Here is a 22,282-nt window from a genome sequence, read left to right as displayed (position 1 = left end):
GACCACACCGGTTCAGCGGTAGGTCATCCGCACCCGGTTGTCGGCGTCGTTGACGTCCGGCAGGAAGTTGAAATCGCCGTCCATCGGCCGGACGTCCACGTCGGCCTTCCCGGTGCCCACCGTGATCCCCACGCCCACCCGGAAGCTCAGGTCCAACCGCACCTCCGCCCCGGCCGCCAGCCGACCCAGGTCGCAGGTCACCGGCTCGCTGGTGTGCTGGGGCTCGCCCGAGCACGGTGCCCACCCGTCGACGTCCGGGCGTACCGGTGCGGGCACACCCAGCCGCAGCGCCACGTGGGCGACCGGTGCCGTGCCCCGGTTGCGAACCCGCACCGTGGCGGTGCCCGTCCGGGAGCCGTCGTCCGCCGTCGTCAGCACGAGGTCGGTGGCGGTCACGGCGACGTCCGCCCGGTTCGGGTTCGGACCGAAGCTCGTCGGCCCGGAGACCTGGGCGAAGGCGTCGCCCGTCCAGCGGTAGCCCCGCCACTGCCGCTGTGACCACTCGGCGGGCCAGCCGCCCCCGGGGGCGATGTCACCCACCTGCACACGGACCGTGCCGTCGCCCACCACGTCGAGGGCGAACAGCCACTGCGGCTTGTCGATCGTCGTCGCCACCACCCGGCCGAGCGTGATCACCTTCCCCTGCTCGTCCCGGTCGAAGGCGACCACCTGCATCGGACCGCCGGTGCCGAGCACGCACTGCACGAGCGCCACCGTCTCCACCGCCCCGTCCCCGTCGACGTCGCCGTGGTCGAGAGCTGCCAGCCAGTTGACCCCCTCGCGGTCGTCGCCGCTGAGCCGTACGGCCGACGTCGGGCAGCCGCGCCCGGCCCGCCACGCCGGCAGGGTCACCGACGCGCCGAGCAACTGGGCCCGGCTGAGCTGGCCGTCCGGCACGGCGGAGGCGGGGCCGCCGGTGGTCACGGAGGGGCCGGGAGTCGGGCTGGTCGAGCCGTCCGGAGTGGGCGACGCCGAGATGCTCGGTGTCGGGTCGACCGGACCCGGCTGGTGGTCCGGGCCGCTCATCGCCGCGTACCCGATGGCGGACCCGCCGAACAGCGCGAGCGCCGTCGTGGCGGTGGCTCCCCACCGGCGTCGGTTGCGACCTCGCACCGTCCGCCGGACGGCGGCGGGACCGGGCACCTCGACCTTGTCCAGCACGGTACGGCGGTAGGTGGCGAATTCCTCGGCGAGGCCGAGGGTCTCCTGCTCAGACATCCCGCACCTCCTCGTTGGTGTCCCGCAGATGTGTCGCGAGGGCTGTGCGGCCCCGGTGCAGCCACGACTTGACGGTGCCCTCGGCGACCCGCTCCTCAGCGGCGATCTCGGCGACCGACAGATCGGCGAGGTAGTGCAGAACGACCGCTCGCCGCTGCTTCGGCGGCAACTTCGCCAGCGCGACGTCGAGGGCGACCCGGTCGGGGCTCGGCCCGGCGACGTGGGTCTCCCGCTGCCGCGACAGCCACGACTGGGCGGTCCGCAGCCGCCGCCAGCGGTTGTGTCCGAGGTTCCAGGCGACCTTGCGTACCCAGGCCAGCGGGTCCTCGTACCGGGCGAGCCGGTCCCAGCGGGCGTACGCCCGGCAGAACGCCTCCTGGACCAGGTCCTGCGCCTGCCCACGGTCACCCGTGTACGCGGTGAGCTGCACCACCAGCGACCGGAAGTGAGCGTGGTAGAAGTCGTCGAAGACCAGTTCGGTGACGGCCGGGGTGGAGTTGCCCAGCGGGTCCGGCGGTCGTCCGCCCACCCGTACTTCTCCTGTCACAAGCACTCGTCCTCCCCGTGGTGGCCGCGGGCGGCGTGTTCGCCGGCACCGGTCACACACTCAGGTCCGTCGGAGGGTTGCGCGCCGATCAGTGTCGATTCCGTGTCGGCTCCGGGACAGCCGGCGGGGACTCCAGGCCACTCACCACCGGACCGGGGCGCCGCCGCCTGTGATTCACTGTCGATGACGAGAGGGGGCGGTCGTGCAGCTACCGGCAGTGCTCGGTGAGCCGATCCGGTTCGTGTTGAACTGGGGGCGTCGCTACTCGCTCTGGGTGTTCAACTTCGGCCTGGCCTGCTGCGCGATCGAGTTCATCGCCACCAGCATGGGTCGTCACGACTTCATCCGGCTCGGCGTGATCCCGTTCGCCCACGGCCCCCGGCAGGCAGACCTGATGGTGGTCTCCGGGACGGTGACGGACAAGATGGCTCCGGCGATCAAGCGGCTGTACGACCAGATGCCCGAGCCGAAGTACGTCATCTCGTTCGGTGCCTGCTCCAACTGCGGCGGCCCCTACTGGGATTCGTACTCGGTGACCAAGGGTGTCGACCAGCTCATCCCGGTCGACGTCTACGTGCCCGGCTGCCCGCCCCGGCCGGAGGCGCTGCTGCACGGCATCCTGCGCCTGCAGGAGAAGATCGCCGCCGAGCAGTCCGGCATCGGTGGCGTGCCGCAACGTGACGTGTTGGCCGCACCGCTGGACGCGCCGCCCCGAGAGGCCGCCGCCCCGCGTTCCGTCGACTCCCTCACCGCGCCGCCGGTGCGCCCACCCGCCGCGAACTGACGGCGACCGACCGCCGCCCGGACGAGTCCGAGCGGCGGCCGGGCTCACAGGTCAGCCGTTCGCGCCGACAGCCAGCGCGGTCCGCACGACGTTGTCGCTCGGGTCGACGTCGGGAGTCTCCGGGTACCAGTCGGTCGTCACCTCGATGTCGATCAACTTGGTGGCGTCGGCCGGATCGGTCGGCGGGCTGATGACCAGGGCGAAGCTGAACTCCTCCCCGGGCATCAACTGAATCCCCGGCACCGGCACCAGGGCGCCGCCGCTACCCACCGGGCCGCTGCCCGGGTCGGTGTGCCGCAACACGGAGCCTGCCGGCAGGGAGCCGGCCTGCACCCAGAAACTGTTGTGCGGCGCGTCGCCGTCGTAGCGGATCGTCACCGGCACCCGCAGGTCGCCCGCACCGTCCGGGAACTCCGTCACCGGGCCGTTCAGCCTGATCGAGGCGTCCGGCTGAGCGTCCTGGACGTACGGTCGGGGACGGATCAGCGACCCGGTGGTGGACCGGAACAGGGCGTTGACCGACGTGCTCGCCACCAGGCCGCCGTTGGTGGAGTAGGCCTCCACCCAGCCCCCGCTCATGATCATCGGGTACTGCCGGGGGTCGGTCAGCACGTGGAAGTCCAGCACGTTCTGGATGCTCTGGCCCGGGGCCAGGTCGACCCAGTGGTCGGTCAGGGCGCAGTTGAACACGCGGCGGTTCTGCTCCACCCTCATGTCGAACATGTCGCAGTTGAGGTCGTCGGCCTGGAATGCGCCCGGCACCGGCTCGCGCAACTTGTAGTGGAAGTAGTCGGTGGCGCTGCCGGTGTTGGTGATGGTCATTGAGACGCTGCCCTGGTACCCCCGGTCGGTCGGGGTCAGGATCAGCCTGCCGACCGAGAGCGTGTCGTCACCGGCTGGCGCGGCGACCGCCGGGCCGGTCGTGGCGACCGTCGCGGTCAGGCCGAGCAGCACGGCGGTGAGTAGGGTCCCCGTTTTCCTGAACACGTGTGTCTGGTCCTCCCGTGATGGCAGCCGGTGCCGATCGCGCCGGCCGCCTAGATAGACGTCAGCGAACCGGTGGTTTGGTTGCCGTCGTACAACCATCAATTCGCGTCGGTCCAGCATCGTTGACGAAGCCACCCAGAGCGGCCCCGTGTTGACCTTCCGGTCGAATCGGGCAAGTCGGTCAGTTGGCGTTCGGGGTGGCCGCGCCCGGCTAGCGTGCGGGTCATGAGCAGCAGTTCAGTGGCCCAGCGGTCCGCCCACATCGTCGACGTGCTCATCGAGGAGTTCGGCGCGTCGATGGCGATCGACCCGGCCGCCTTCCGCCGCAAGTTCCGCAAGATGGCGGCGTCGCCGTTCGCCTTCTACCGAGGTAGCGCCGCGCTGTTCTACGCCGACCAGCGCGGCGACTTCGCTGACGACAGGTTCTCCGACGAGCGGACCAGCCGGGTGTGGATCCACGGTGACCTGCACGCGGAGAACTTCGGCACCTACATGAACGCCTCCGGGCAGCTGGTGTTCAACGTCAACGACTTCGACGAGGCGTACGTCGGGCCGTTCACCTGGGACCTGCGGAGGCTCGCGGCCAGCGTGGCGCTGCTCGGCTACGGCAAGGCGCTCTCCGACACGGCGATCGGGGACCTGGTGGCCGGCTTCGCCCGGTCGTACCTGACCGAGCTGCGGGCCATCGCCGCCGGCGGTGACGACGCGATCGGCTCGATCACCCTGGACAACGCCGACGGCGTGCTGCGCCGGGTGCTCCAGCAGGCCCGCCTCAACACCCGCGTCGACCTGCTCGCCGCGCAGACCACGATCGACAACTACGAGCGGCGGTTCTCCCTCGGTGACGGCGTCTTCGAGATCGACGACGCCACCCGGGACCTGGTGAGCGCCGCCTTTCAGGACTACCTGGGCACCCTGCCGATCGGTCCGACGCAGCCACGACCGGTGGCGGCGCGGATCAAGGACGTGGTGCTGCGCAAGGGGGTGGGCATCGGTTCGGCCGGGCTGCCGTCGTACAACCTGCTGTTGGAGGGGCACACCCAGGCGTTGGAGAACGACGTCGTCATCTACATGAAGCAGGCGCAGGTCCCGGCCGTCGCGCGGTACGTCACCGACGAGTCGGTTCGTGGCTACTTCCAGCACCAGGGGCACCGGACCGCCGAGTCGCAGCGCGCGTTGCAGGCGCACGCCGACCCGTGGCTGGGCTTCACCGAGTTGCACGGGGCCGGTCAGCTCGTCGCCGAGGTGTCCCCGTACGCCGCCGACCTGGACTGGTCCGACGTGAACGAGCCGGAGGAGCTGACCGGGGTGCTCGTCGACCTCGGTCGGGCGGTGGCCCGGATGCACTCGGTAGCCGACGACGAGTCCAGTCACGACCTGGTGGACTACTCCACCGAGGAGGCGATCGTCGCGGCGGTGGACGCCGACGAGCGGGGCTTCGTGGCTCACCTGGTGGAGTTCGCGCACGCGTACGGGGTGCGCGCCCGACAGGACCATCAGCTCTTCGTCGACCTGTTCCGCAACGGTCGGCTACCGGGGATCTGACCGGATGGGCGTCGTTCAGGACGCGAACTCCAGCACCACCTTGATGTCGTCCGGCCCGGGGGTGTACGCGTCGGCGTACCGGTTCACCGGCACCCGCCGGGTGACGAGGGACTCGAGCCAGACCTGGTCGGCGCGGGCGAGCGCCTGTGCGGCCATGCTCCAGTGCCGCCGGTTGGCGTTCACCGAGCCGAACACCACGTTGTTCTCCAGCACCAGGGACCGGTTGAGCGCCCCGGCGTCGAAGTCGATGGTTCGGCCGCCGCTGGACACCCCGGCCAGGCAGACGATCCCGTTCGGCGCCGCCTTGCACATGACGTCGAGGACCACCGTGGGCGCACCGGTGCACTCGATCACCACGTCCGGCTCGAACGGCAGCTCGTTGACGGGCACCGCGTGATAGGTGGCGCCGAGCCCGGCGACCAACTCCGGCTTCGGCCCCTCGGTGGCCCGGTCCAACACGTGCACGGCGAGCCCGCGCTGGGTGCCGAGCAACGCGGCCAGCAGCCCGATCGGGCCGGCCCCGGTCACCAGGACGGTCTGCGGTTGCCACTCGGCCCGGTGCCCGATCCGCTCGATGTGGTCCCAGGCCTTCGCCACCACGCTGGTCGGCTCCAACAGCACGCCGACCTGGGCCAGCGCCGGGTCGAGCTTGACCGCGTACTGGTGCTCGATCCGCCAGCGGTCGCGGGCGAACCCGGGTAGCGCCTTGATGCCGTGCTCGGTGTACCGACCGTTGCGGCACATGTCCCACTCGTCGACGGCGCAGTTCGGGCACGGCACCGGGTCGGGGTGCCGGACGATCCCGGCCACCAGGTCGCCGGTCTGCAGGGTGCCGGTCGGGTCCTCGATCACCCGGCCCAGCGACTCGTGCCCGATGATCAGGCGGTCCGCGCCCGGGGGCGCCTCGCCGTAGTCCCCGGCGATGATCTCGTGGTCGGTGCCGCAGATGCCGACCGCCAGCGCCTCGACCAGGACCGAGCCCTCCTCGGCGGCAGGCTCCGGTTGGTCCTCGACGAGGCGCAACGAGTCGGCCACCCCTGGTGTCACAGTCACAGCGCGCACGCCCTCATCCTTCCCCGCCGAGGGCCGCGCCGCGCCCAAAGCCGGCAGATCGCCGGGCATCGGCGGCGACCAGGCGCGGGCGCGGGCGGCACTAGGATCAGCGGCATGACTCCCGAAGAGGTCGGCGCTCGGCTGGTCGCGCTGCTCGCGCCGGTCGAGGCGACCCCGTCGGTCTCCGGCGGGCAACGGTTCGCCCGTGCCACGGTCGACGTGCCGCCCGCGAGCTGGTTGACCGCTGTCCGCGCGGCCCGCGACGACACCGAGCTGGCCTGCGACTTCTTCGACTGGCTCTCCGCCGTGGACGAGCTGGCCGAGGGCTTCGACGTGGTGGCGCACCTGTGGTCGACGCGGCTGCGCCACGGAGTGCTGCTGCGTACCCGGTTGCCGCGCGGTGAGCCCGCTGTCGCCTCGGTCGTCGACGTCTACCCGGGTGCCGCCTGGCACGAGCGGGAGACCCACGAGATGTTCGGCATCGACTTCGCCGGCCACGGGGGACTGCGTCCGCTGCTGCTGCCCCCCGAGTTCGAGGGTCACCCGCTGCGTAAGGAGTTCGTGCTCGCGTCCCGGGTGGCCAAGCCCTGGCCGGGCGCGAAGGAACCGGGCGAGTCGGAGGCCGGCGGCGGGCGTCGGCCGATCCGCCCACCGGGCGTTCCCGCTCCGGGCGAGTGGGGCACCACGCCCACCCCGGCCGGCGCGGGTGGGGTGGGGGAGGGCCCGCGCGGCGGCACCCCGGCCAGGCCCGCCGGGGAACGTCCGGCGCGGCCCGCCCCGGGGGCCCGTCCGGCGCGTACCCCCCGGCCTGCCGCCGGTGACGACGGCCCGACGCCGACCGACCGGCCCGCACCCGGCGCAGGCCCGGCCTCCACCGACGGACCCGGGTCCGACGGAGGCCCGGCGCCGACCGACCCGGCCGCGCCCCGGCCGGCGGCGGGCGACGACCGGCCCGACCACGACGGGGGTACGACCTGATGCCGCTCTGGGTGGAGCTGGCGCTCCGGATCGGCGGGGTGGTGGTCGCGTTCCTCACCCTGCCGTTGCTGGTGGGCCAGGCCGAGCACAAGGTGATGGCGCACATGCAGGGCCGGCTCGGCCCGATGTACGCGGGCGGCTTCCACGGCTGGGCCCAGTTGGTCGCGGACGGGGTCAAGTTCGTGCAGAAGGAGGACGTGACTCCGCGGGAGGCGGACCGGGCGGTGTTCCGGCTGGCCCCGGCGGTGGCGCTGGTGCCCTACCTGCTGGTGCTGCTGGTCATCCCCCTCGGCCCGAACGACCTGGTCGGGCAACCTCTGGACATCGGCCTGTTCTTCGTGCTGGCCGTGGTCGGCGTCGGGGTCGTGGCGGTCCTGATGTCGGCGTGGGCGTCGGCCAACAAGTACAGCCTGCTCGGTGGGCTGCGCGGGGCCGCCCAGCTACTCGGTTACGAGCTGCCGTTGGTGCTGGCCGCCGCGTCGGTGGCGATGGCGGCAGGCACGCTCAGCCTCTCCGGCATCGTCGAGGCCTGGCGGCCGTGGTGGCTGCTCTGGCAGGCGCCCGCGATGATCATTTTCTTCGTCGCGGGGCTGGCCGAGATCCGGCGACCGCCGTTCGACATGCCGGTGGCCGACTCGGAGCTGGTTTTCGGCTACATGACCGAGTACACCGGGCTGCGGTTCGCGTTCTTCCTGCTCGCCGAGTACGTCGGCATCGTGGTGATCGCCGCGCTGACCACCGTGCTGTTCCTCGGCGGCTGGCAGGGCCCGTTCGCCGACGACCAGCTCGGCTGGCTCTGGACGCTACTCAAGATCTTCGCCGTGTCGTTCGTGATCATCTGGCTTCGGGTGTCCTACCCCCGGCTACGCGAGGACCAGTTGCAACGGCTCTGCTGGCTGGTGCTGGTGCCCGCGTCCCTCGCGCAACTGGTCCTCACCGCAGCAGTGCGTATCGCCCTCTGACAGCGCGACAGTGCCCGGACGTCGGGCCGGAAGTGCCCGGACGTCGGGCCGGATCGCTCAGCGCGGGGCTTCGAGGTGGTCGGTAGAGACGCTCGACCTCGCGCGACAGTGCCCGGACGTCGGGCCGGATCGCTCAGCGCGGGGCTTCGAGGTGGTCGGTAGAGACGCTTTCGAGCTGATGTCGTAGACGAATCGCTGTCGCTGTCGCTGTGCCGGTGCGGCCGGTGCTGTCGCTGTGCCGGTGCCGCCGCTGCTGTCGCTGCCGCCGGTGCTGCCGCTGCTGTCGTCGCCGTCGCTGTCGTCGTCGCGGCCTGGATGCCGCCCGATGTCACAAACGATTCAGCTCGAAAGCGTCCTTACGACCATCCCCGCGCCGGGCTCCCGACCGGCAAGCCCGACCGACCCCACGTCCCACGCCCGACCGCCCGACCGCCCGAGATCCGCGCAACTTCCCGGGGGTAGTTCCATCCTGAGTTGGCTGGTCAGGGGGTCTTGACGGTTGGTGGTGGTGGGTGGGAGGTCCAGGTTGGTGGTGAGGTGATCTTTGGGTTGATCGTTTGCCGTGGGTGGTTAGCGGGTGGTGTGGGTTTGGGTGAGGACGGTGAGTGCGCGGATCAGGGTGGTGGCGTGGTGGTGGTTGCCGCGTAGTCGGTCGAGGATTCGCCAGTTCTTGAGGTCGTTGAAGGCGTGTTCGTTGGTTGCTCGTTCGCGGCTGATGAGGGTGTTGACGATTGTTTGGTGGCGGGTGAGGGGTTTGCCGCGGGCGGCGCGGCGGCCGGTGATGATGGTGGGTTGGTCGTGGGGGTGGCCGGGGTGAGCGCCGCGGGGGCGAGGTGTGTGGCTGATGCCGGGTTGGTCGTCGAGGCGGGTGAAGCCGAGGTCGCAGATGGCGGCGAGGTCGGCTGCGCGTAGGTGTGCGGGGATGCGGTTGCGGCGGGCGGCGGTGATTTCCGCGGTGCGTGCGGGTAGGGCTGCGGAGGTCCAGAGCAGGTTGCCGTTGAGGTCGGTGATGGCGAGGACGAGTAGGCCGAAGGTTTTGTGTTTACCGCTGTAATGGGTGCGGCGGCGGTGTCGGTCGTGGGGGCGTTGGACCGGGATGAGGGTGCCGTCGAGCAGGACTACCTCGCTGTGGTGGCGGGCGCGGCGCAGGACCCGTGACAGGCGGGGCATCTCAGCGGCCAGGACAGCGATGACTTGCGCGACCCATCGACGGACGGTGGAGGCGGATATGCCGTTGCCGGCGGCCAGGTCGTGAGGGCGTTGGTTATGGCGCAATACCGCCAGCACGATCATCGCCGCGCGGTGATCGGACAACTTGCGCCATCGGGAACGCACCCGTGAGCGGTGCTGACGGATCGCGTTGACGACCAGGGTCAGGGTCTTCGTGGACAGCGCAAGGCTCGACTGGTAGACAAGCGGCGAGCCCTCGGCCACCGGGTTTTTGTGTGTCACGACCGAACACCCTGGCCGAGGGCTCATCTATCTTCTGCACGCCACACCGTCACCACCGGCAAACGATCACCGCGAAGATCACCAGCGGTTGACCTGCTCCATCCCCGCCACCCCCGCACCGTCAAGACCCCCTGACCAGCCAACTCAGGATGGAACTACCCCCCGGATGTTGCTGCCTCCGACGGGCGGGAGACACCAACATCCCTGATGTTGCGCGGATCTTGGGGACGAGCCGGCGCGAGGTGGCCCGCTCAGCGCAGCGGGGTGTGCGCGGGGTCGACCGGCTCGACCGGCGGCGGGGGCGGGGTGCCGTCGCCGAAGGGGCGACCGCCCAGCGCCTCCCGGCCGTGCGGAGTGAGCCAGTTGGACAGGTCGGGCCCGAGCGGCACGATCCCGGTCGGGTTGATGTCGCGGTGCACCTCGTAGTAGTGCCGCTTGATGTGGTCGAAGTCGATCGTGTCGCCGAAACCGGGGGTCTGGAACAGGTCCCGGGCGTACGCCCACAGCACCGGCATCTCGCTCAACTTCTGCCGGTTGCACTTGAAGTGACCGTGGTAGACCGGGTCGAAGCGGACCAGCGTGGTGAACAAGCGCACGTCCGCCTCGGTGATGGTGTCGCCGACCAGGTAACGCTGGTCCGTCAGCCGCTCGGAGAGCCAGTCCAGGCGGTCGAAGAGCCGGTGGTACGCCTTGTCGTACGCCTCCTGGCTGCCCGCGAAACCACACCGGTAGACGCCGTTGTTGACGTCCCGGAACACCACGTCGTTGACCTCGTCGATCGGCGCCCGCAGGTGCTCGGGGTAGAGCTGCGGGGCGCCGTCGCGGTGGTACGCGTCCCACTGCGTCGACAGGTCCAGGCTCATCTGCGCGTAGTCGTTGGTCACCACCTGCCCGGTCGGCACGTCCACGATCGCCGGCACGGTGATGCCGCGCTCGTAGCCGGGGAAGCGCTTGAAGTACGCCTCCTGGATGCGTTCGATGCCGAGCACCGGGTCCCGGCCGTCCGGGTCGAGGTCGAACGTCCAGCTCCGGGCGTCGTGGGTCGGACCGGCCACCCCCATCGAGAGGGCGTCCTCCAGGCCGAGCAGCCGCCGCACGATGATCAGCCGGTTGGCCCACGGGCAGGCCCGGCTCACCACCAGCCGGTACCGGCCCGGCTCCACCGGGTACCCGTCGCGCCCGTCCTTGGTGATCCGAGTGGCGATGTACCGCTGGTCGCGGGTGAACTCGCCACCCGGCTCGACGTACTTGCCGCCTGTCTGCTCGCCCACGTCAGCCTCCCGGTCCTGTTGCTGCCCTGCTCCCATCCTTACCGATCTCCGAGCTGTCGACGCGGCGAGCCCGGATACCCTCGCCGGCATGACGGATGTGGAGGCGGCGGCCCGACGGTTCATCGCCGACGTGTGGAACGCGCGTCGGGAGGAGTCGGCGTACGAGTTGGTCGCCGAGGAGTGCCCGGGGCTGGGCGGCACCGGGCCGGAGGCGACGTTGGCCTGGCACCGCGAGCGACGGGCGGCCTTCCCGGACCTACGCTACAAGATCGTGGACGTGGTGGCCGCCGACGAGCGGGTGGCGGTGCACTGGCGGGCGGCCGGCACCCACGTCGGGCAGTTCGGGCCGGTGCCGCCGACCGGTCAGGTGGTGAGCTACTCGGGCGCGACGTTCCTGCGCTTCGACGCGGCGGGCCGGATCGTGGAGGTGTGGAGCTGCAACGAGTTGTTCCAGTTGCTGCAACAACTCGGCGTCGAGATGCTGCCCCCGACCGTCGTCAACGGGCCCGGGGCGTGAGCCGACTGGTCGGCGGTTCACCGCGCTCCTCGCGTACCCCGTAGGGCCGTCGACCCACGGGTGGTGGTCGCGCGCGCCGGGGCCACAGGGCAGGATGGTCGACATGAGCGACCCCAGCGAGCACGGTGGCGCCAGCGAACGCGGGGGCCTGCCCGGCGCGGGCCTGGTGAAGGGGTTGGCGGTCACCCTCAAGACGATGACCAGCCGGTCGACCACCCAGCAGTACCCGGACGTCGCCCCCGACCTGCCGCCCCGCTCGCGGGGTGTGATCGCGCTGTCGGAGGAGAACTGCACGGTCTGCATGCTCTGCGCGCGTGAATGTCCGGACTGGTGCATCTACATCGACTCGCACAAGGAGGAGGTGGCGGTGCCCGGCGCCGCCCGCCCCCGGCAGCGCAACGTGCTCGACAAGTTCGACATCGACTTCTCGCTCTGCATGTACTGCGGCATCTGCATCGAGGTCTGCCCGTTCGACGCGCTCTACTGGTCGCCGGAGTTCGAGTACGCCGAGTACGACATCAAGGACCTGCTGCACGACAAGGATCACCTCGGCCAGTGGATGGCCACCGTGCCGCCGCCGCCCGCGCACGACCCGAACGGCGAGCCGGCCAAGGAGGAGACCGCCGCCGCGCGCAAGGCAGCCGCGGCCCGTCCGGCTCCTCCTTCGGTACGCCCCGAAGCCGACGAGGATCCCGCGTCGTGACCGCCCGAGCCGCGGAGGTGCACCGGTGACCGGGGCGGACGTGCTGCTGCTCGCCCTCGGCGCGGTGGCGGTGGGTGCCGGTGTGCTGGTGGTGACCACGAAACACCTGGTCCGGGCCGGTCTCTACCTGGTGGTGTGCCTGGGCGCGTTGGCCGGTGACTTCCTGGTGCTCAGCGCCGAGTTGGTGGCCTGGGTGCAGGTGCTGATCTACGTGGGCGCGGTGGTGGTCCTGCTGTTGTTCGCGGTGATGCTGACCCGCGCTCCGATCGGGGCCTCCGACGACCTGGACCGACCCGGCTGGCCGGCCGCCCTGATCGGTGGCGGCGCAGGGCTGGGGTTGACCGCGCTGCTCGTCGACGCGTACCGGTGGAGCACGGTCACGTCGCCCGACACGGGCACCGCCGAGCGGCTGGGCGAGCAGATCTTCCAGTCCTGGGTGCTGCCGTTCGAGGTGCTCTCCGTGCTGCTGCTGTCCGCCCTGGTGGGCGCGATCGTGCTGTCCCGGCCGGACATCGGCCGTCAGCCCAGCGGCGCGGCGGCCTCCTCCGAGCCGGCCGACGTCGAGCCACGGGGGCGCCGGTGAGGCCGGTCATCCCGTACGTCACCGCCGCGCTGCTGTTCGGGCTCGGCGTCTACGGCGTACTGCGCCGACGTAACGCGGTACTGGTGCTGATGTCGGTCGAGTTGATGCTCAACGCGGTCAACCTGATCCTGGTCACCGCGGACACCACCGCCCGCGCGGTGCTCCCGCACTCGGGGCAGGTCTTCGCGCTGTTCGTGATCGTCCTCGCCGCCGCCGAGATCGGCGTGGGGTTGGCCATCGTCCTGCAGCTCTACCGGCTGCGGGCCACGGTGGCGGTCGACGACGTGCCGTTGACCGAGTCGGCGCAGACCGCCGACCGGCGTGAGCCGGCCGTCCTGGACACGGAGGTCGGCCGGTGACCGGGCTGCTCGGGGCGTTGCTGCCCGCCGTGCCGCTCGCCGCCGGCCTGGCCGGTCTGTTGCTGCCCCCGGCTCCACGTCACGACGACACGACCGGCGGCGGCCGGGCCCGCCGGGCCGCCGTCGCGCTCGGCGTCACCGGTGCGGCCGGTGCCCTGGCTCTGGCCGTCGCGCTGCTGCTGACCGTCGACGGGCCGACGGAGACCTCGACCACCTGGGTCGACCTCGGCGGGCTGGCGGTGACCCTCGGCGTACGCCTGGACGGCGCCGCCGCGCTGGTCGCGGTGGCGGTCACCGCTGTCGCCCTGGCGGTGCAGGTCTACTCGATCGGCTACCTGCGGCGCGGTCCACACGACGACATCGACGTCGACCACCGCTACCCGCCGTACGCCGCCCAGATCAGCCTCTTCACCGGCGCGATGCTGCTGGTGGTGGTCGCCGGGGACCTGCTCATGCTGCTGGTCGGTTGGGAGGTGATGGGCCTCTGCTCGTACCTGCTGATCGCCCACGACCGCCGACTGCCCGGCGCTCCGGCGGCGGCGATGAAGGCGTTCCTGGTGACCCGGGTCGGTGACGTCGGGTTCCTGCTCGGCATCGCGTTGCTGGGCGTGTCGACGGGCAGCTTCCGGATCGCCGACGTGCTCGCCCACGACCACTCCGGCGCGACACTGACCGCGGCGGGCCTGCTGCTGCTCGCCGGGGTCGCCGGTAAGAGCGCGCAGTTCCCGCTGCACACCTGGCTGCCGGACGCGATGGCCGGTCCGACGCCGATCTCCGCGCTGATCCACGCCGCGACGATGGTCGCCGCCGGGGTGTACGCGGTGGCCCGCCTCTACCCGCTGTTCACCGCCGCTCCGGTGACACTGACGGTGCTCGGGGTGGTCGGCGCGATCACCCTGCTACTCGGCGCGCTCGCCGCGACCGCGCAGGACGACATCAAGCGCGTGCTGGCCTGGTCGACGGTGTCCCAACTGGGCTACATGACCGGCGCGCTGGCGGTCGGCTCGCCGTCGGCGGCGCTGTTCCACCTGCTCACCCACGCCGCGTTCAAGGCGTTGCTGTTCCTCGCCGCGGGCGCGGTGATCCACGCGGTCGGCACCACGCTGATGTCGGAGATGGGCGGGCTGCGGCGCAGCATGCCGGTCACGTTCTGGTGCACGGTGGTGGGTCTCGGAGCACTGGCCGGGGTGCCACCGTTCGCCGGCTTCTGGAGCAAGGACGGCGTGCTGACGGTGGCCGAGTCGGCGGCGCTGGAGGGCACCGGCCCGGCGCCGTCCTGGGTGGGGTGGATGGTCTGGATCGCCGGGTTGCTCGGCGTGGCGATCACCGCCTGGTATGCGGGTCGCCTGCTGCTGCGTGCCTTCTTCGGCGCGCCCCGCCTGCCGCTGGTCCGGCCGCACGACCCACCGGCCGTGCTGCGCTGGCCGGTGCTGCTGCTGACCGTGCCCGCCGCGCTGCTCGGTCTGGCCGGGTTCGTCGGGGCGTTCGCCGACCGCCTGCGTTTCCCCACCGTTCCGGTGGCCGGCTCCGAGGACGGCCTGGTCCACCTCGGGCCGGGGCTGCTGCTGCCGCTCGCGCTGCTGCTGGTCGGCGCGGGGCTGGTGGCGTTGCGTTGGCGGCGGGATCCGTCCGCCGACCCGGCGGACGCGCTGGGTCCGCTGGGGCCGGTCTTCGCCCGCGCGTTCCGGCTCGACGACGTCCAGCACACGGTTGTCGTACGCCCCGTCCGGGCGCTGGCCCGCGCCGCTCGGGCGAGTGACGAGGTGGTGGTGGACGGCGCGGTCGAGGGCAGCGGTCGGGCCGCGTCCGCGCTGGGGGCGGGGTTGGCCGTGCTGCACCGGGCGGCGCTGCCCCGGGCCGCCGCCGGTGTGCTGGCCGGCGCGCTGCTGATCGGCCTGGCCGTGACCGTGATCGGAGTGACCCGATGAGCGCGAGGAGTGCGCCGGGTCTGCGAGCCCCGCAGTCGCGAACAGAGGTGGTCCCGTGACGCTCGGGCAGGTGTTGCTCGTCGCCCTGCTGGCGGTGCCGGCGCTCGGTGCGGTCGCGGTGGCGGCGACGCCCCGGGACCGGGCGGCCCGGCTGGTCGGCACTGTCGCGGCGGCGTTGACCCTGCTGGCCGCGGTGCCGCTGGTGTTCGGCCGTGCGGACTGGCTGGTCTGGTCGGGCGACGAACCGGCGGTGCGGCCGTGGCACCAACTGGACCTGCGGTGGGTGCCCGGCCTGGAGTTGCGCTTCCACCTCGGCGTCGACGGCATCTCCTGGCCGCTCGTGGTGTTGACCGCGCTGCTCACGCTGCTGTGCTGCGCGTACACGATGTGGCGGGTGCCCGACGGCGGCAGTGGCCGGGCGCTCGTCGCGTTGCTGCTGGTGGTCGAGGTGGGCATCCTGGGCACGTTCCTCGCCCTGGACCTGGTGCTGTTCTTCCTCTTCTTCGAAGTCGTGCTCCTCCCGATGTACGCGATCATCGCCGGCTGGGGCGGCGCGGACCGTCGCCGGGCGGCCCGTAAGTTCGCCCTCTACACCCTGTTCGGCTCGGTGCTGCTGCTGGTCGGTGTGTACGTGGTGGTCGCCGCCGCCGGCACCGCCGACGTGGTGGCGTTGACCGGCGGCGCGGGGATGTCCCGGGGCACCCAGTTGGCCGCGTTCACACTGCTCGCCCTGGCGTTCGCGGTGAAGAGCCCGCTGTGGCCGCTGCACTCCTGGCTGCCCGACGCGCACACGCAGGCACCCACTGTGGGCAGTGTCGTGCTGGCCGGGGTGCTGCTCAAGATGGGCACCTACGGTCTGATCCGGGTGGCGGTGGGGGTAGCGCCGGAGGGTGCCCGTTGGGCGGCGCCGGTGCTCGGCGTGCTCGCCGTCGCCGCGATCCTGGTCGGCTCGCTGGTCTGCCTGGCCCAGGTCGACGTGAAGCGGCTCATCGCGTACTCCAGCGTGGGGCACATGGGCTTCGTTCTGCTGGGTGTCGCCACGCTGACCACCGTCGGCATGCAGGCGGCGCTGATCGGCAACATCGCGCACGGGGTGATCACCGCCCTGCTGTTCTTCCTGGCCGGCGCGGTGAAGGACCGTACCGGCACGGGCACCCTCGCCGAGCTGTCCGGGCTGCGGGAGACCGCGCCCCGGCTGGCCGGTCTGCTCGCGTTCGCAGCGGTCGCGTCGCTCGGCCTGCCCGGGCTGGCCGGTTTCTGGGGTGAGGCGTTCGCGGTGATCGCCGCCGTCCAGGTGGGTGGCCCGCTCTGGACCACCCTCGGGGTGCTGGCGGCGGTCGGCGGTGCGCTCACCGCCGCGTACTTCCTGCGGCTGCTGCGTCAGGTCACCCACAACCGTCCGAGCCCCGCCGTCGGGCAGGTCGGCCCCGGCCTGGCCGGTGCGGAGCTGACCGCGTGGGTGCCGTTGGTGCTGCTCGCGTTGGCCATCGGGCTGGCCCCGGCGCTGGTCCTCGGCGTCGCCGAGGCCCCCGTCGACGCCCTGATCGGGGTGGTCTTCCCATGACTGGTGTGCAGAGCGTGGACAGCGTCGCGCTGTTGCCGGCCTACCTGGCCGCCGGCACCGCCGTGCTCGTCCTCCTCACCGACCTGCTCCTGGCCCGGCCACGGGCCACGGTCGTGGTGGCCGCGCTGGGCGCGCTCGGCACGGCAGTCGGCTCCGCGGTGGTCGGCGCGGGCGGGGAGCGGCGGACCTTCTGTGTCGGCGTCGACTGCTCCTGGATCTTCGGCGGCCGGGCCGCCCTGGTCGGCGTCGTGGTGGCACTGCTCACCGTGGGCGTGCTCGGGCTGTCCGTGCCCGCGCTGCGCGCCGGGCGGTCGCCGGTGGGGGAGTACGCCTTCCTGCTGGCCTGCTCGATGACCGGCGGCGTGGTGCTCGGCGCGGCCGGTGACCTGATCACCCTGATCGTCGCCCTGGAGACGTTGACCCTGCCGCTGTACGTCCTGGTGGGCCTGCGTCGGGGCAGCCTCGCCAGCGCCGAGGCGGCGGTGACGTTCTTCGTGGTCAGCGTGGTGGCGACCACGCTGACCCTGCTCGGCGCGGCCCTGCTGTACGCGGTGACCGGTGGGCTGCACCTGGACCGGCTCGGCGCACTGCTGGCCGAGCGGCCGGAGCTGCGGGACCTTCCGCTGACCACCGCGGCGGTGGCGGTGCTGCTGGTCGGGCTGGCCTTCAAGGTGGCGGCGGTGCCGTTCCACGCGTGGGCACCGGCCACCTACGACGGCGCGCCGCTGCCGGTGGCCGCGTACCTGTCCACGGCGTCGAAACTGGGTGGCGTGGTCGCCCTGCTCGCCGTGGTGCAGCGGGCCCTTCCGGCGGACCAGACCGGCCCGGTGCTCGCCGTGCTCGCGGTGCTCACCATGACGGTCGGCAACCTGGTCGCGTTGCGCCAGCGGCGTACCGTCCGGTTGCTCGCGTGGTCGTCCGTCGCGCAGGCCGGCTACATCCTCGCCCCGCTGGGGGCGTTGGCGCTGGCCGCGGGCCGCACCGACGACGCCCGGTCCACCGCGTACGCCGCCGCGGTGGCGTACGCCGTCTTCTTCGTGGTGTTGGAGCTGGCCGCGTTCGCCGGGGTGACCGCCCTGCGGCCGACCGGTGCCGACGGCGGCACGCTCGACGACCTGCGCGGGGCGGCCCGTCGGCACCCGTGGCGCGGCGCGGCGCTCGGTCTCGCGCTGGTGGGCCTGGCCGGTCTGCCGCCGGGGCTCGCCGGCCTGTTCGCGAAGGTGACTGTGGTGCGGGCGCTGCTGGACGGTGGGGCGGCCTGGTTGGCGCTGGTGGTGGCGCTGAACGCGGTGATCGGGCTCGCCTACTACCTGCGGGTGACCGCCGCGCTGTGGGCGCCGAGGTCCTCGGCCGCCCCGAGTGGCGGCGGTGTCGCGGCCGTACCCCTGGTGGGCGTGGTGGCCGTGGTGCTGGCGGTGGCGACGGTGGCCGCCGTGGTGCTCGGCGTCGCCCCGCAGTTGGTGCTCGACGTCGCCGGCCGCTGACCCGACCTGACCTGACCTGCGGCGCAGTCTCAGTCAACTCTCAGCGTTGTAACGGATGGTTGGCGGGTACCGGGTTGTTGCACCGGTCAGCGGATCCCGGCGATCCGTGCACCGAAGGAGAGATCGTGCACCACAACCGTCTGAAGACCGCAGCGCTGCTCGGCCTGCTCAGCGCCCTGATCCTGGCGGTGGGTTACTGGTTCGGTGGCAGCGGTGGCCTGGTCATCGCCGTCGTCGTGTCGCTGGTGATGAACGGCGTTTCCTACTTCTACTCCGACAAGATCGCACTGCGCTCGATGGGGGCGCAACCGGTCACCGAGGCACAGTTCCCCGAGCTGTACCGCATGGTGCGGGAGTTGGCAGCCGACGCCCGGCAGCCGATGCCCCGGCTCTACGTGAGCCCGACCGCTCAGCCCAACGCGTTCGCCACGGGTCGTAACCCGCAGCACGCGGCGGTCTGCGTGACCCAGGGCATCACCGAGATCCTCGACTACCGCGAGCTGCGCGGTGTGATCGGCCACGAGCTGTCCCACGTCTACAACCGGGACATCCTGATCTCCAGCGTGGCGGCGGGCCTGGCCAGCATCATCACCCTGCTCGCGAACCTCGCCTTCTTCATCCCGATCGGCGGTGGGGACGACGAGGACCGGCCGAACCCGGCCGTCCTGCTGCTGACCCTGATCCTGGGCCCGATCGCGGCGACCGTGATCCAGTTGGCGATCAGCCGGAGCCGTGAGTTCCAGGCGGACGCCTCGGGCGCCGAGTTGAGCCGCGACCCGCTGGCCCTGGCCAGCGCCCTCCGCAAGATCGATGCGGTGGCCCGACGTCGGCCGTTGCCGGCCGAGGGTCAGCTCACCAGCACCGCGCACCTCATGATCGCCAACCCGTTCCGGGGCGGCGGCGTGGCGGCGCTGTTCGCCACCCACCCGAAGATGGAGGACCGGGTCGCCCGGCTGGAGCAGATGGCCCGCAACTCCGGGCCGGTGCAGTTCCAGCGCTGACCCGCTGATCGACGCCTCCGCCCGTACCCGGTCGCCCGGGTACGGGCGGAGTGCTGTGTCGGTGCCGATAACCGCTGTCTACCGTCACAGGGTGCCGTTAGGGTCGTAAACGGCCCATGCTCATTACATCCTCCAGGAGGTCCACCGTGGTCGCGCTGCGTCAGTACCTGGGAGTCTGGCGAATCCCCGGCGCGCCGATGCTGCTGGTCACCGGCATCATCGGGCGGCTCGGGATCGGCATGACCCCGCTGGCGCTGCTCCTGGTGGTCGAGCAGGTGACCGGGCGATACTCGTTGGCCGCCGTGGCGGGCGGGATCTACGCCGTCGCCGGTGCCGCGCTCAGCCCGGTCGCCGGGCGGATCGCCGACCGGGTCGGCCCCAGCCCCGTCCTCCTGGTCACCGCCGTGGCCCACCCCCTGGCGCTCACCGGGCTGCTGCTGGCCAGCCGCTCGGGTGACGACGCCCTGGCGGCCATCTACCTCGCCAGCGGCGTGGCCGGCGCCACCTACCCGCCGCTCACCGCCGCCATCCGGGGCGCCTGGAACGACCTGACCGGCCCGGCCTCCGGCCGGTACCCCCTGCGCAACACCGCACTGGCCGCCGAGACCACGCTCTTCGAGATCGTCTTCGTGCTCGGCCCGCTGCTCGTCGCCGGCTTCGTCCTGGTCGCCGACGCGGCAGCCGCGCTGATCGGCGCGGCAGTCGTCACCCTGGCCGGCACCACCGCCGTGGCCCTCGGCCGGGTGATGCGTGGCTGGCAGCCGCACCCCAAGGAGCACCACGCTCGCGGCCTCGGGCCACTGCGGGTCGCCGGCTTCCCGGCCCTCCTGGTCTGCGTCGCCGGGCTGGGCATCGCGTTCGGCGCTGCCGGGGTGATCGTCCCGGCCTACGCGAGCGGCCACACCACCGACGATCCGGAGAGTCTCGCCGGCCTTCTCCTCGCGGTCTGGGGGCTCGGCAGCGCCGCCGGCGGGGTCTGGTTCGGCGTCCGCAAGCCGGCACCGAACATGACCCGCCAGTTCGCCCTGCTCCTCGCCGCCCTCGCCGGCACCTTCGCGGTGTTCTCGGTGATGCCCACCCCGCTGGCCCTGGGTGTCGCGCTCGTCGTCGGCGGAGCCACCATCGCGCCCGCGCTGACCCTGGAGAACACCCTGGTCGGCCGGATCGCCCCCGCCGGCATGCTGAACGAGGCGTATACCTGGGTCGTCACCGTGGCGGTCGCGGCGAGCGCGGCCGGCGGTTCGGTCGCCGGCCTGATCGTGGACCACGCCGGCGGCGTCCGCTGGGCGTTCCTGTTCGCCGGAGCGGCGGTCGCCGTCGCGGCCGGGGTCGCCGCGCTCCCCGCCGGGCCCATCGCCCGTGCGGAAACCACGGCGGTACGCGCCGAACAGCCCGTCCCCGCCTGACCGCCCCTTGCCGCGTCGCGCCGGTCCTTGATCCACTCGGTTTCCTTGATGTCGGGCTGTCCCGGCGCCAGACATCGAGGAACATGCGCCGTACCCTCGGCTGATGGCCAAGGTTCTGTATTCGGCGTCCGCGTCACTCGACGGCTACATCGCCGGCCCGGGCGGTGACATGTCGTGGCTGACCGACCACCTCGGGGGCGAGAACCCGACGGCGGAACGCCTGCTGCACAGTGTCGGCGCGATCCTGGCCGGCAACGGCACCTTCGGCGGCGACGACCCGAACCGCGGCACCGACAGCGAAGGCGCCTTCGGCGGCCAGTACCACGGGCCCGTCTTCGTCCTCACCCACCGACCCCCGGCCGAACCATCCGCCGACGTCACGTTCGTGAGTGACCTGCACACCGCCGTCGCCCAGGCCAAGGAGGCCGCCGGGGACAAGTACGTCAACATCCTCGGCGCCAACGTGGCCAAACAGTGCATCGAGGCCGGGCTGCTCGACGAGGTCCTCATGTTCTTCGCCCCGGTGCTGCTCGGCGACGGGGTACGCATGTTCGACCACCCGGGCGGCAGCAAGGTGCGGTTGGTGCCACTGCCCGGCGAGACCGAACACTGGTACCGCGTCGCCTACTGAGCCCGCTCGCCTTCGGTCTCCCGCCGCGTGCCCCGCGCCTCGTGCCCCGTGCTCCGCGTCCCGCGTCCCGCGCTCAAGATCCGCGCAACTTCCCGGATGTTGCTGCTTCCGACGTGCGGGAGACACCAACTTCCCTGGGGTAGTTCCATCCTGAGTTGGCTGGTCAGGGGGTCTTGACGGTTGGTGGTGGTGGGTGGGAGGTCCAGGTTGGTGGTGAGGTGATCTTTGGGTTGATCGTTTGCCGTGGGTGGTTAGCGGGTGGTGTGGGTTTGGGTGAGGACGGTGAGTGCGCGGATCAGGGTGGTGGCGTGGTGGTGGTTGCCGCGTAGTCGGTCGAGGATTCGCCAGTTCTTGAGGTCGTTGAAGGCGTGTTCGTTGGTTGCTCGTTCGCGGCTGATGAGGGTGTTGACGATTGTTTGGTGGCGGGTGAGGGGTTTGCCGCGGGCGGCGCGGCGGCCGGTGATGATGGTGGGTTGGTCGTGGGGGTGGCCGGGGTGAGCGCCGCGGGGGCGAGGTGTGTGGCTGATGCCGGGTTGGTCGTCGAGGCGGGTGAAGCCGAGGTCGCAGATGGCGGCGAGGTCGGCTGCGCGTAGGTGTGCGGGGATGCGGTTGCGGCGGGCGGCGGTGATTTCCGCGGTGCGTGCGGGTAGGGCTGCGGAGGTCCAGAGCAGGTTGCCGTTGAGGTCGGTGATGGCGAGGACGAGTAGGCCGAAGGTTTTGTGTTTACCGCTGTAATGGGTGCGGCGGCGGTGTCGGTCGTGGGGGCGTTGGACCGGGATGAGGGTGCCGTCGAGCAGGACTACCTCGCTGTGGTGGCGGGCGCGGCGCAGGACCCGTGACAGGCGGGGCATCTCAGCGGCCAGGACAGCGATGACTTGCGCGACCCATCGACGGACGGTGGAGGCGGATATGCCGTTGCCGGCGGCCAGGTCGTGAGGGCGTTGGTTATGGCGCAATACCGCCAGCACGATCATCGCCGCGCGGTGATCGGACAACTTGCGCCATCGGGAACGCACCCGTGAGCGGTGCTGACGGATCGCGTTGACGACCAGGGTCAGGGTCTTCGTGGACAGCGCAAGGCTCGACTGGTAGACAAGCGGCGAGCCCTCGGCCACCGGGTTTTTGTGTGTCACGACCGAACACCCTGGCCGAGGGCTCATCTATCTTCTGCACGCCACACCGTCACCACCGGCAAACGATCACCGCGAAGATCACCAGCGGTTGACCTGCTCCATCCCCGCCACCCCCGCACCGTCAAGACCCCCTGACCAGCCAACTCAGGATGGAACTACCCCCCCTGATGTTGCGC

Annotated in this window: 20 protein-coding genes and 1 pseudogene; 14 read left to right on the top strand and 7 right to left on the bottom strand. The window is 71.7% G+C overall.

From position 1 onward, the window contains the following. Nucleotides 1-12: 12 nt before the first annotated feature. Entirely contained in the window at nt 13-1,218 is a 1,206-nt protein-coding gene (locus tag O7616_RS01985; protein WP_282305366.1) for a hypothetical protein, read from the bottom strand. Further along, entirely contained in the window at nt 1,211-1,747 is a 537-nt protein-coding gene (locus O7616_RS01980; RefSeq protein ID WP_282305365.1) for a SigE family RNA polymerase sigma factor, read from the bottom strand. Before O7616_RS01980 ends, O7616_RS01985 begins: the two co-directional genes overlap by 8 nt. A 220-nt stretch (nt 1,748-1,967) precedes the next feature. Between O7616_RS01980 and O7616_RS01975 the strand changes: the two genes are divergently transcribed. Further along, nucleotides 1,968-2,549 carry an NADH-quinone oxidoreductase subunit B gene (locus O7616_RS01975; protein WP_196929437.1) on the top strand — a complete coding sequence of 194 codons (582 nt, stop codon included), beginning with the start codon at nt 1,968-1,970 and terminating at the stop codon, nt 2,547-2,549. Nucleotides 2,550-2,600: 51 nt separating this feature from the next. Here O7616_RS01975 and O7616_RS01970 read toward each other — a convergent pair whose 3' ends face one another. After that, entirely contained in the window at nt 2,601-3,536 is a 936-nt protein-coding gene (locus tag O7616_RS01970; protein ID WP_282305364.1) for a hypothetical protein, read from the bottom strand. Between the two features lie 225 nt (nt 3,537-3,761). Between O7616_RS01970 and O7616_RS01965 the strand changes: the two genes are divergently transcribed. Then, nucleotides 3,762-5,081, top strand: a complete 1,320-nt coding sequence (locus tag O7616_RS01965) for a DUF2252 domain-containing protein (RefSeq protein ID WP_282264436.1) — start codon at nt 3,762-3,764, stop codon at nt 5,079-5,081. Between the two features lie 15 nt (nt 5,082-5,096). Here the strand turns inward: O7616_RS01965 and O7616_RS01960 are convergent, their stop codons facing one another. Further along, nucleotides 5,097-6,143: a glucose 1-dehydrogenase gene (locus tag O7616_RS01960; protein ID WP_282305363.1), complete on the bottom strand. Its 1,047-nt coding sequence runs from the start codon at nt 6,141-6,143 to the stop codon at nt 5,097-5,099. Nucleotides 6,144-6,248: 105 nt separating this feature from the next. Here O7616_RS01960 and O7616_RS01955 point away from each other — a divergent pair. Then, nucleotides 6,249-6,815: pseudogene (locus O7616_RS01955) on the top strand (NADH-quinone oxidoreductase subunit C); the annotation flags it as partial. 296 nt (nt 6,816-7,111) lie between these two features. After that, nucleotides 7,112-8,074: a complex I subunit 1 family protein gene (locus O7616_RS01950; protein WP_282264438.1), complete on the top strand. Its 963-nt coding sequence runs from the start codon at nt 7,112-7,114 to the stop codon at nt 8,072-8,074. Between the two features lie 570 nt (nt 8,075-8,644). On the opposite strand, the gene O7616_RS01945 is transcribed toward O7616_RS01950, so the two are convergent. Together O7616_RS01945 and O7616_RS01940 are read right to left on the bottom strand one after the other, a co-directional pair. After that, nucleotides 8,645-9,526 (bottom strand): transposase family protein, encoded by an 882-nt coding sequence (locus O7616_RS01945; protein ID WP_282303345.1) that lies wholly within the window; start codon nt 9,524-9,526, stop codon nt 8,645-8,647. A 251-nt stretch (nt 9,527-9,777) separates the two neighbouring features. Further along, nucleotides 9,778-10,833 carry a glutathione S-transferase C-terminal domain-containing protein gene (locus tag O7616_RS01940; protein WP_282305362.1) on the bottom strand — a complete coding sequence of 352 codons (1,056 nt, stop codon included), beginning with the start codon at nt 10,831-10,833 and terminating at the stop codon, nt 9,778-9,780. 52 nt (nt 10,834-10,885) lie between these two features. Between O7616_RS01940 and O7616_RS01935 the strand changes: the two genes are divergently transcribed. From O7616_RS01935 to O7616_RS01890, 10 genes are all read left to right on the top strand, one after another. After that, nucleotides 10,886-11,314: an ester cyclase gene (locus O7616_RS01935; protein WP_282264440.1), complete on the top strand. Its 429-nt coding sequence runs from the start codon at nt 10,886-10,888 to the stop codon at nt 11,312-11,314. A gap of 94 nt (nt 11,315-11,408) precedes the next feature. After that, nucleotides 11,409-12,017 (top strand): NADH-quinone oxidoreductase subunit I, encoded by a 609-nt coding sequence (locus O7616_RS01930; RefSeq protein ID WP_282305361.1) that lies wholly within the window; start codon nt 11,409-11,411, stop codon nt 12,015-12,017. 25 nt (nt 12,018-12,042) lie between these two features. Then, nucleotides 12,043-12,600 (top strand): NADH-quinone oxidoreductase subunit J, encoded by a 558-nt coding sequence (locus O7616_RS01925; protein WP_282305360.1) that lies wholly within the window; start codon nt 12,043-12,045, stop codon nt 12,598-12,600. After that, nucleotides 12,597-12,959, top strand: coding sequence for an NADH-quinone oxidoreductase subunit NuoK (gene nuoK / locus O7616_RS01920; RefSeq protein WP_282305359.1), 363 nt, complete (start codon nt 12,597-12,599; stop codon nt 12,957-12,959). Before O7616_RS01925 ends, nuoK begins: the two co-directional genes overlap by 4 nt. Beyond that, entirely contained in the window at nt 12,956-14,887 is a 1,932-nt protein-coding gene (locus O7616_RS01915) for an NADH-quinone oxidoreductase subunit L (RefSeq protein WP_282305358.1), read from the top strand. Before nuoK ends, O7616_RS01915 begins: the two co-directional genes overlap by 4 nt. A gap of 55 nt (nt 14,888-14,942) precedes the next feature. Continuing rightward, nucleotides 14,943-16,451, top strand: coding sequence for an NADH-quinone oxidoreductase subunit M (locus O7616_RS01910; RefSeq protein ID WP_282305357.1), 1,509 nt, complete (start codon nt 14,943-14,945; stop codon nt 16,449-16,451). Continuing rightward, nucleotides 16,448-17,935 (top strand): proton-conducting transporter membrane subunit, encoded by a 1,488-nt coding sequence (locus O7616_RS01905; protein WP_282305356.1) that lies wholly within the window; start codon nt 16,448-16,450, stop codon nt 17,933-17,935. The genes O7616_RS01910 and O7616_RS01905 overlap by 4 nt, the downstream gene beginning before the upstream one ends. Before the next feature lie 125 nt (nt 17,936-18,060). Then, complete coding sequence (gene htpX / locus O7616_RS01900) at nt 18,061-18,936, top strand: zinc metalloprotease HtpX (protein WP_269682290.1); 876 nt, start codon at nt 18,061-18,063, stop codon at nt 18,934-18,936. A gap of 146 nt (nt 18,937-19,082) precedes the next feature. Further along, nucleotides 19,083-20,342 (top strand): MFS transporter, encoded by a 1,260-nt coding sequence (locus O7616_RS01895; protein ID WP_282305355.1) that lies wholly within the window; start codon nt 19,083-19,085, stop codon nt 20,340-20,342. 103 nt (nt 20,343-20,445) lie between these two features. Then, on the top strand, nt 20,446-20,973 hold the full coding sequence (locus tag O7616_RS01890) for a dihydrofolate reductase family protein (RefSeq protein WP_282305353.1): 528 nt from the start codon (nt 20,446-20,448) through the stop codon (nt 20,971-20,973). 251 nt (nt 20,974-21,224) lie between these two features. On the opposite strand, the gene O7616_RS01885 is transcribed toward O7616_RS01890, so the two are convergent. After that, nucleotides 21,225-22,106: a transposase family protein gene (locus O7616_RS01885; protein ID WP_282303345.1), complete on the bottom strand. Its 882-nt coding sequence runs from the start codon at nt 22,104-22,106 to the stop codon at nt 21,225-21,227. Nucleotides 22,107-22,282: the final 176 nt, after the last annotated feature.

Source organism: Micromonospora sp. WMMD964 (genome assembly GCF_029581455.1).
Taxonomy (GTDB): domain Bacteria; phylum Actinomycetota; class Actinomycetes; order Mycobacteriales; family Micromonosporaceae; genus Micromonospora.
The sequence above is the reverse complement of the archived record's forward strand: the minus strand, read 5'-3'. Positions and strand labels throughout refer to the sequence as shown.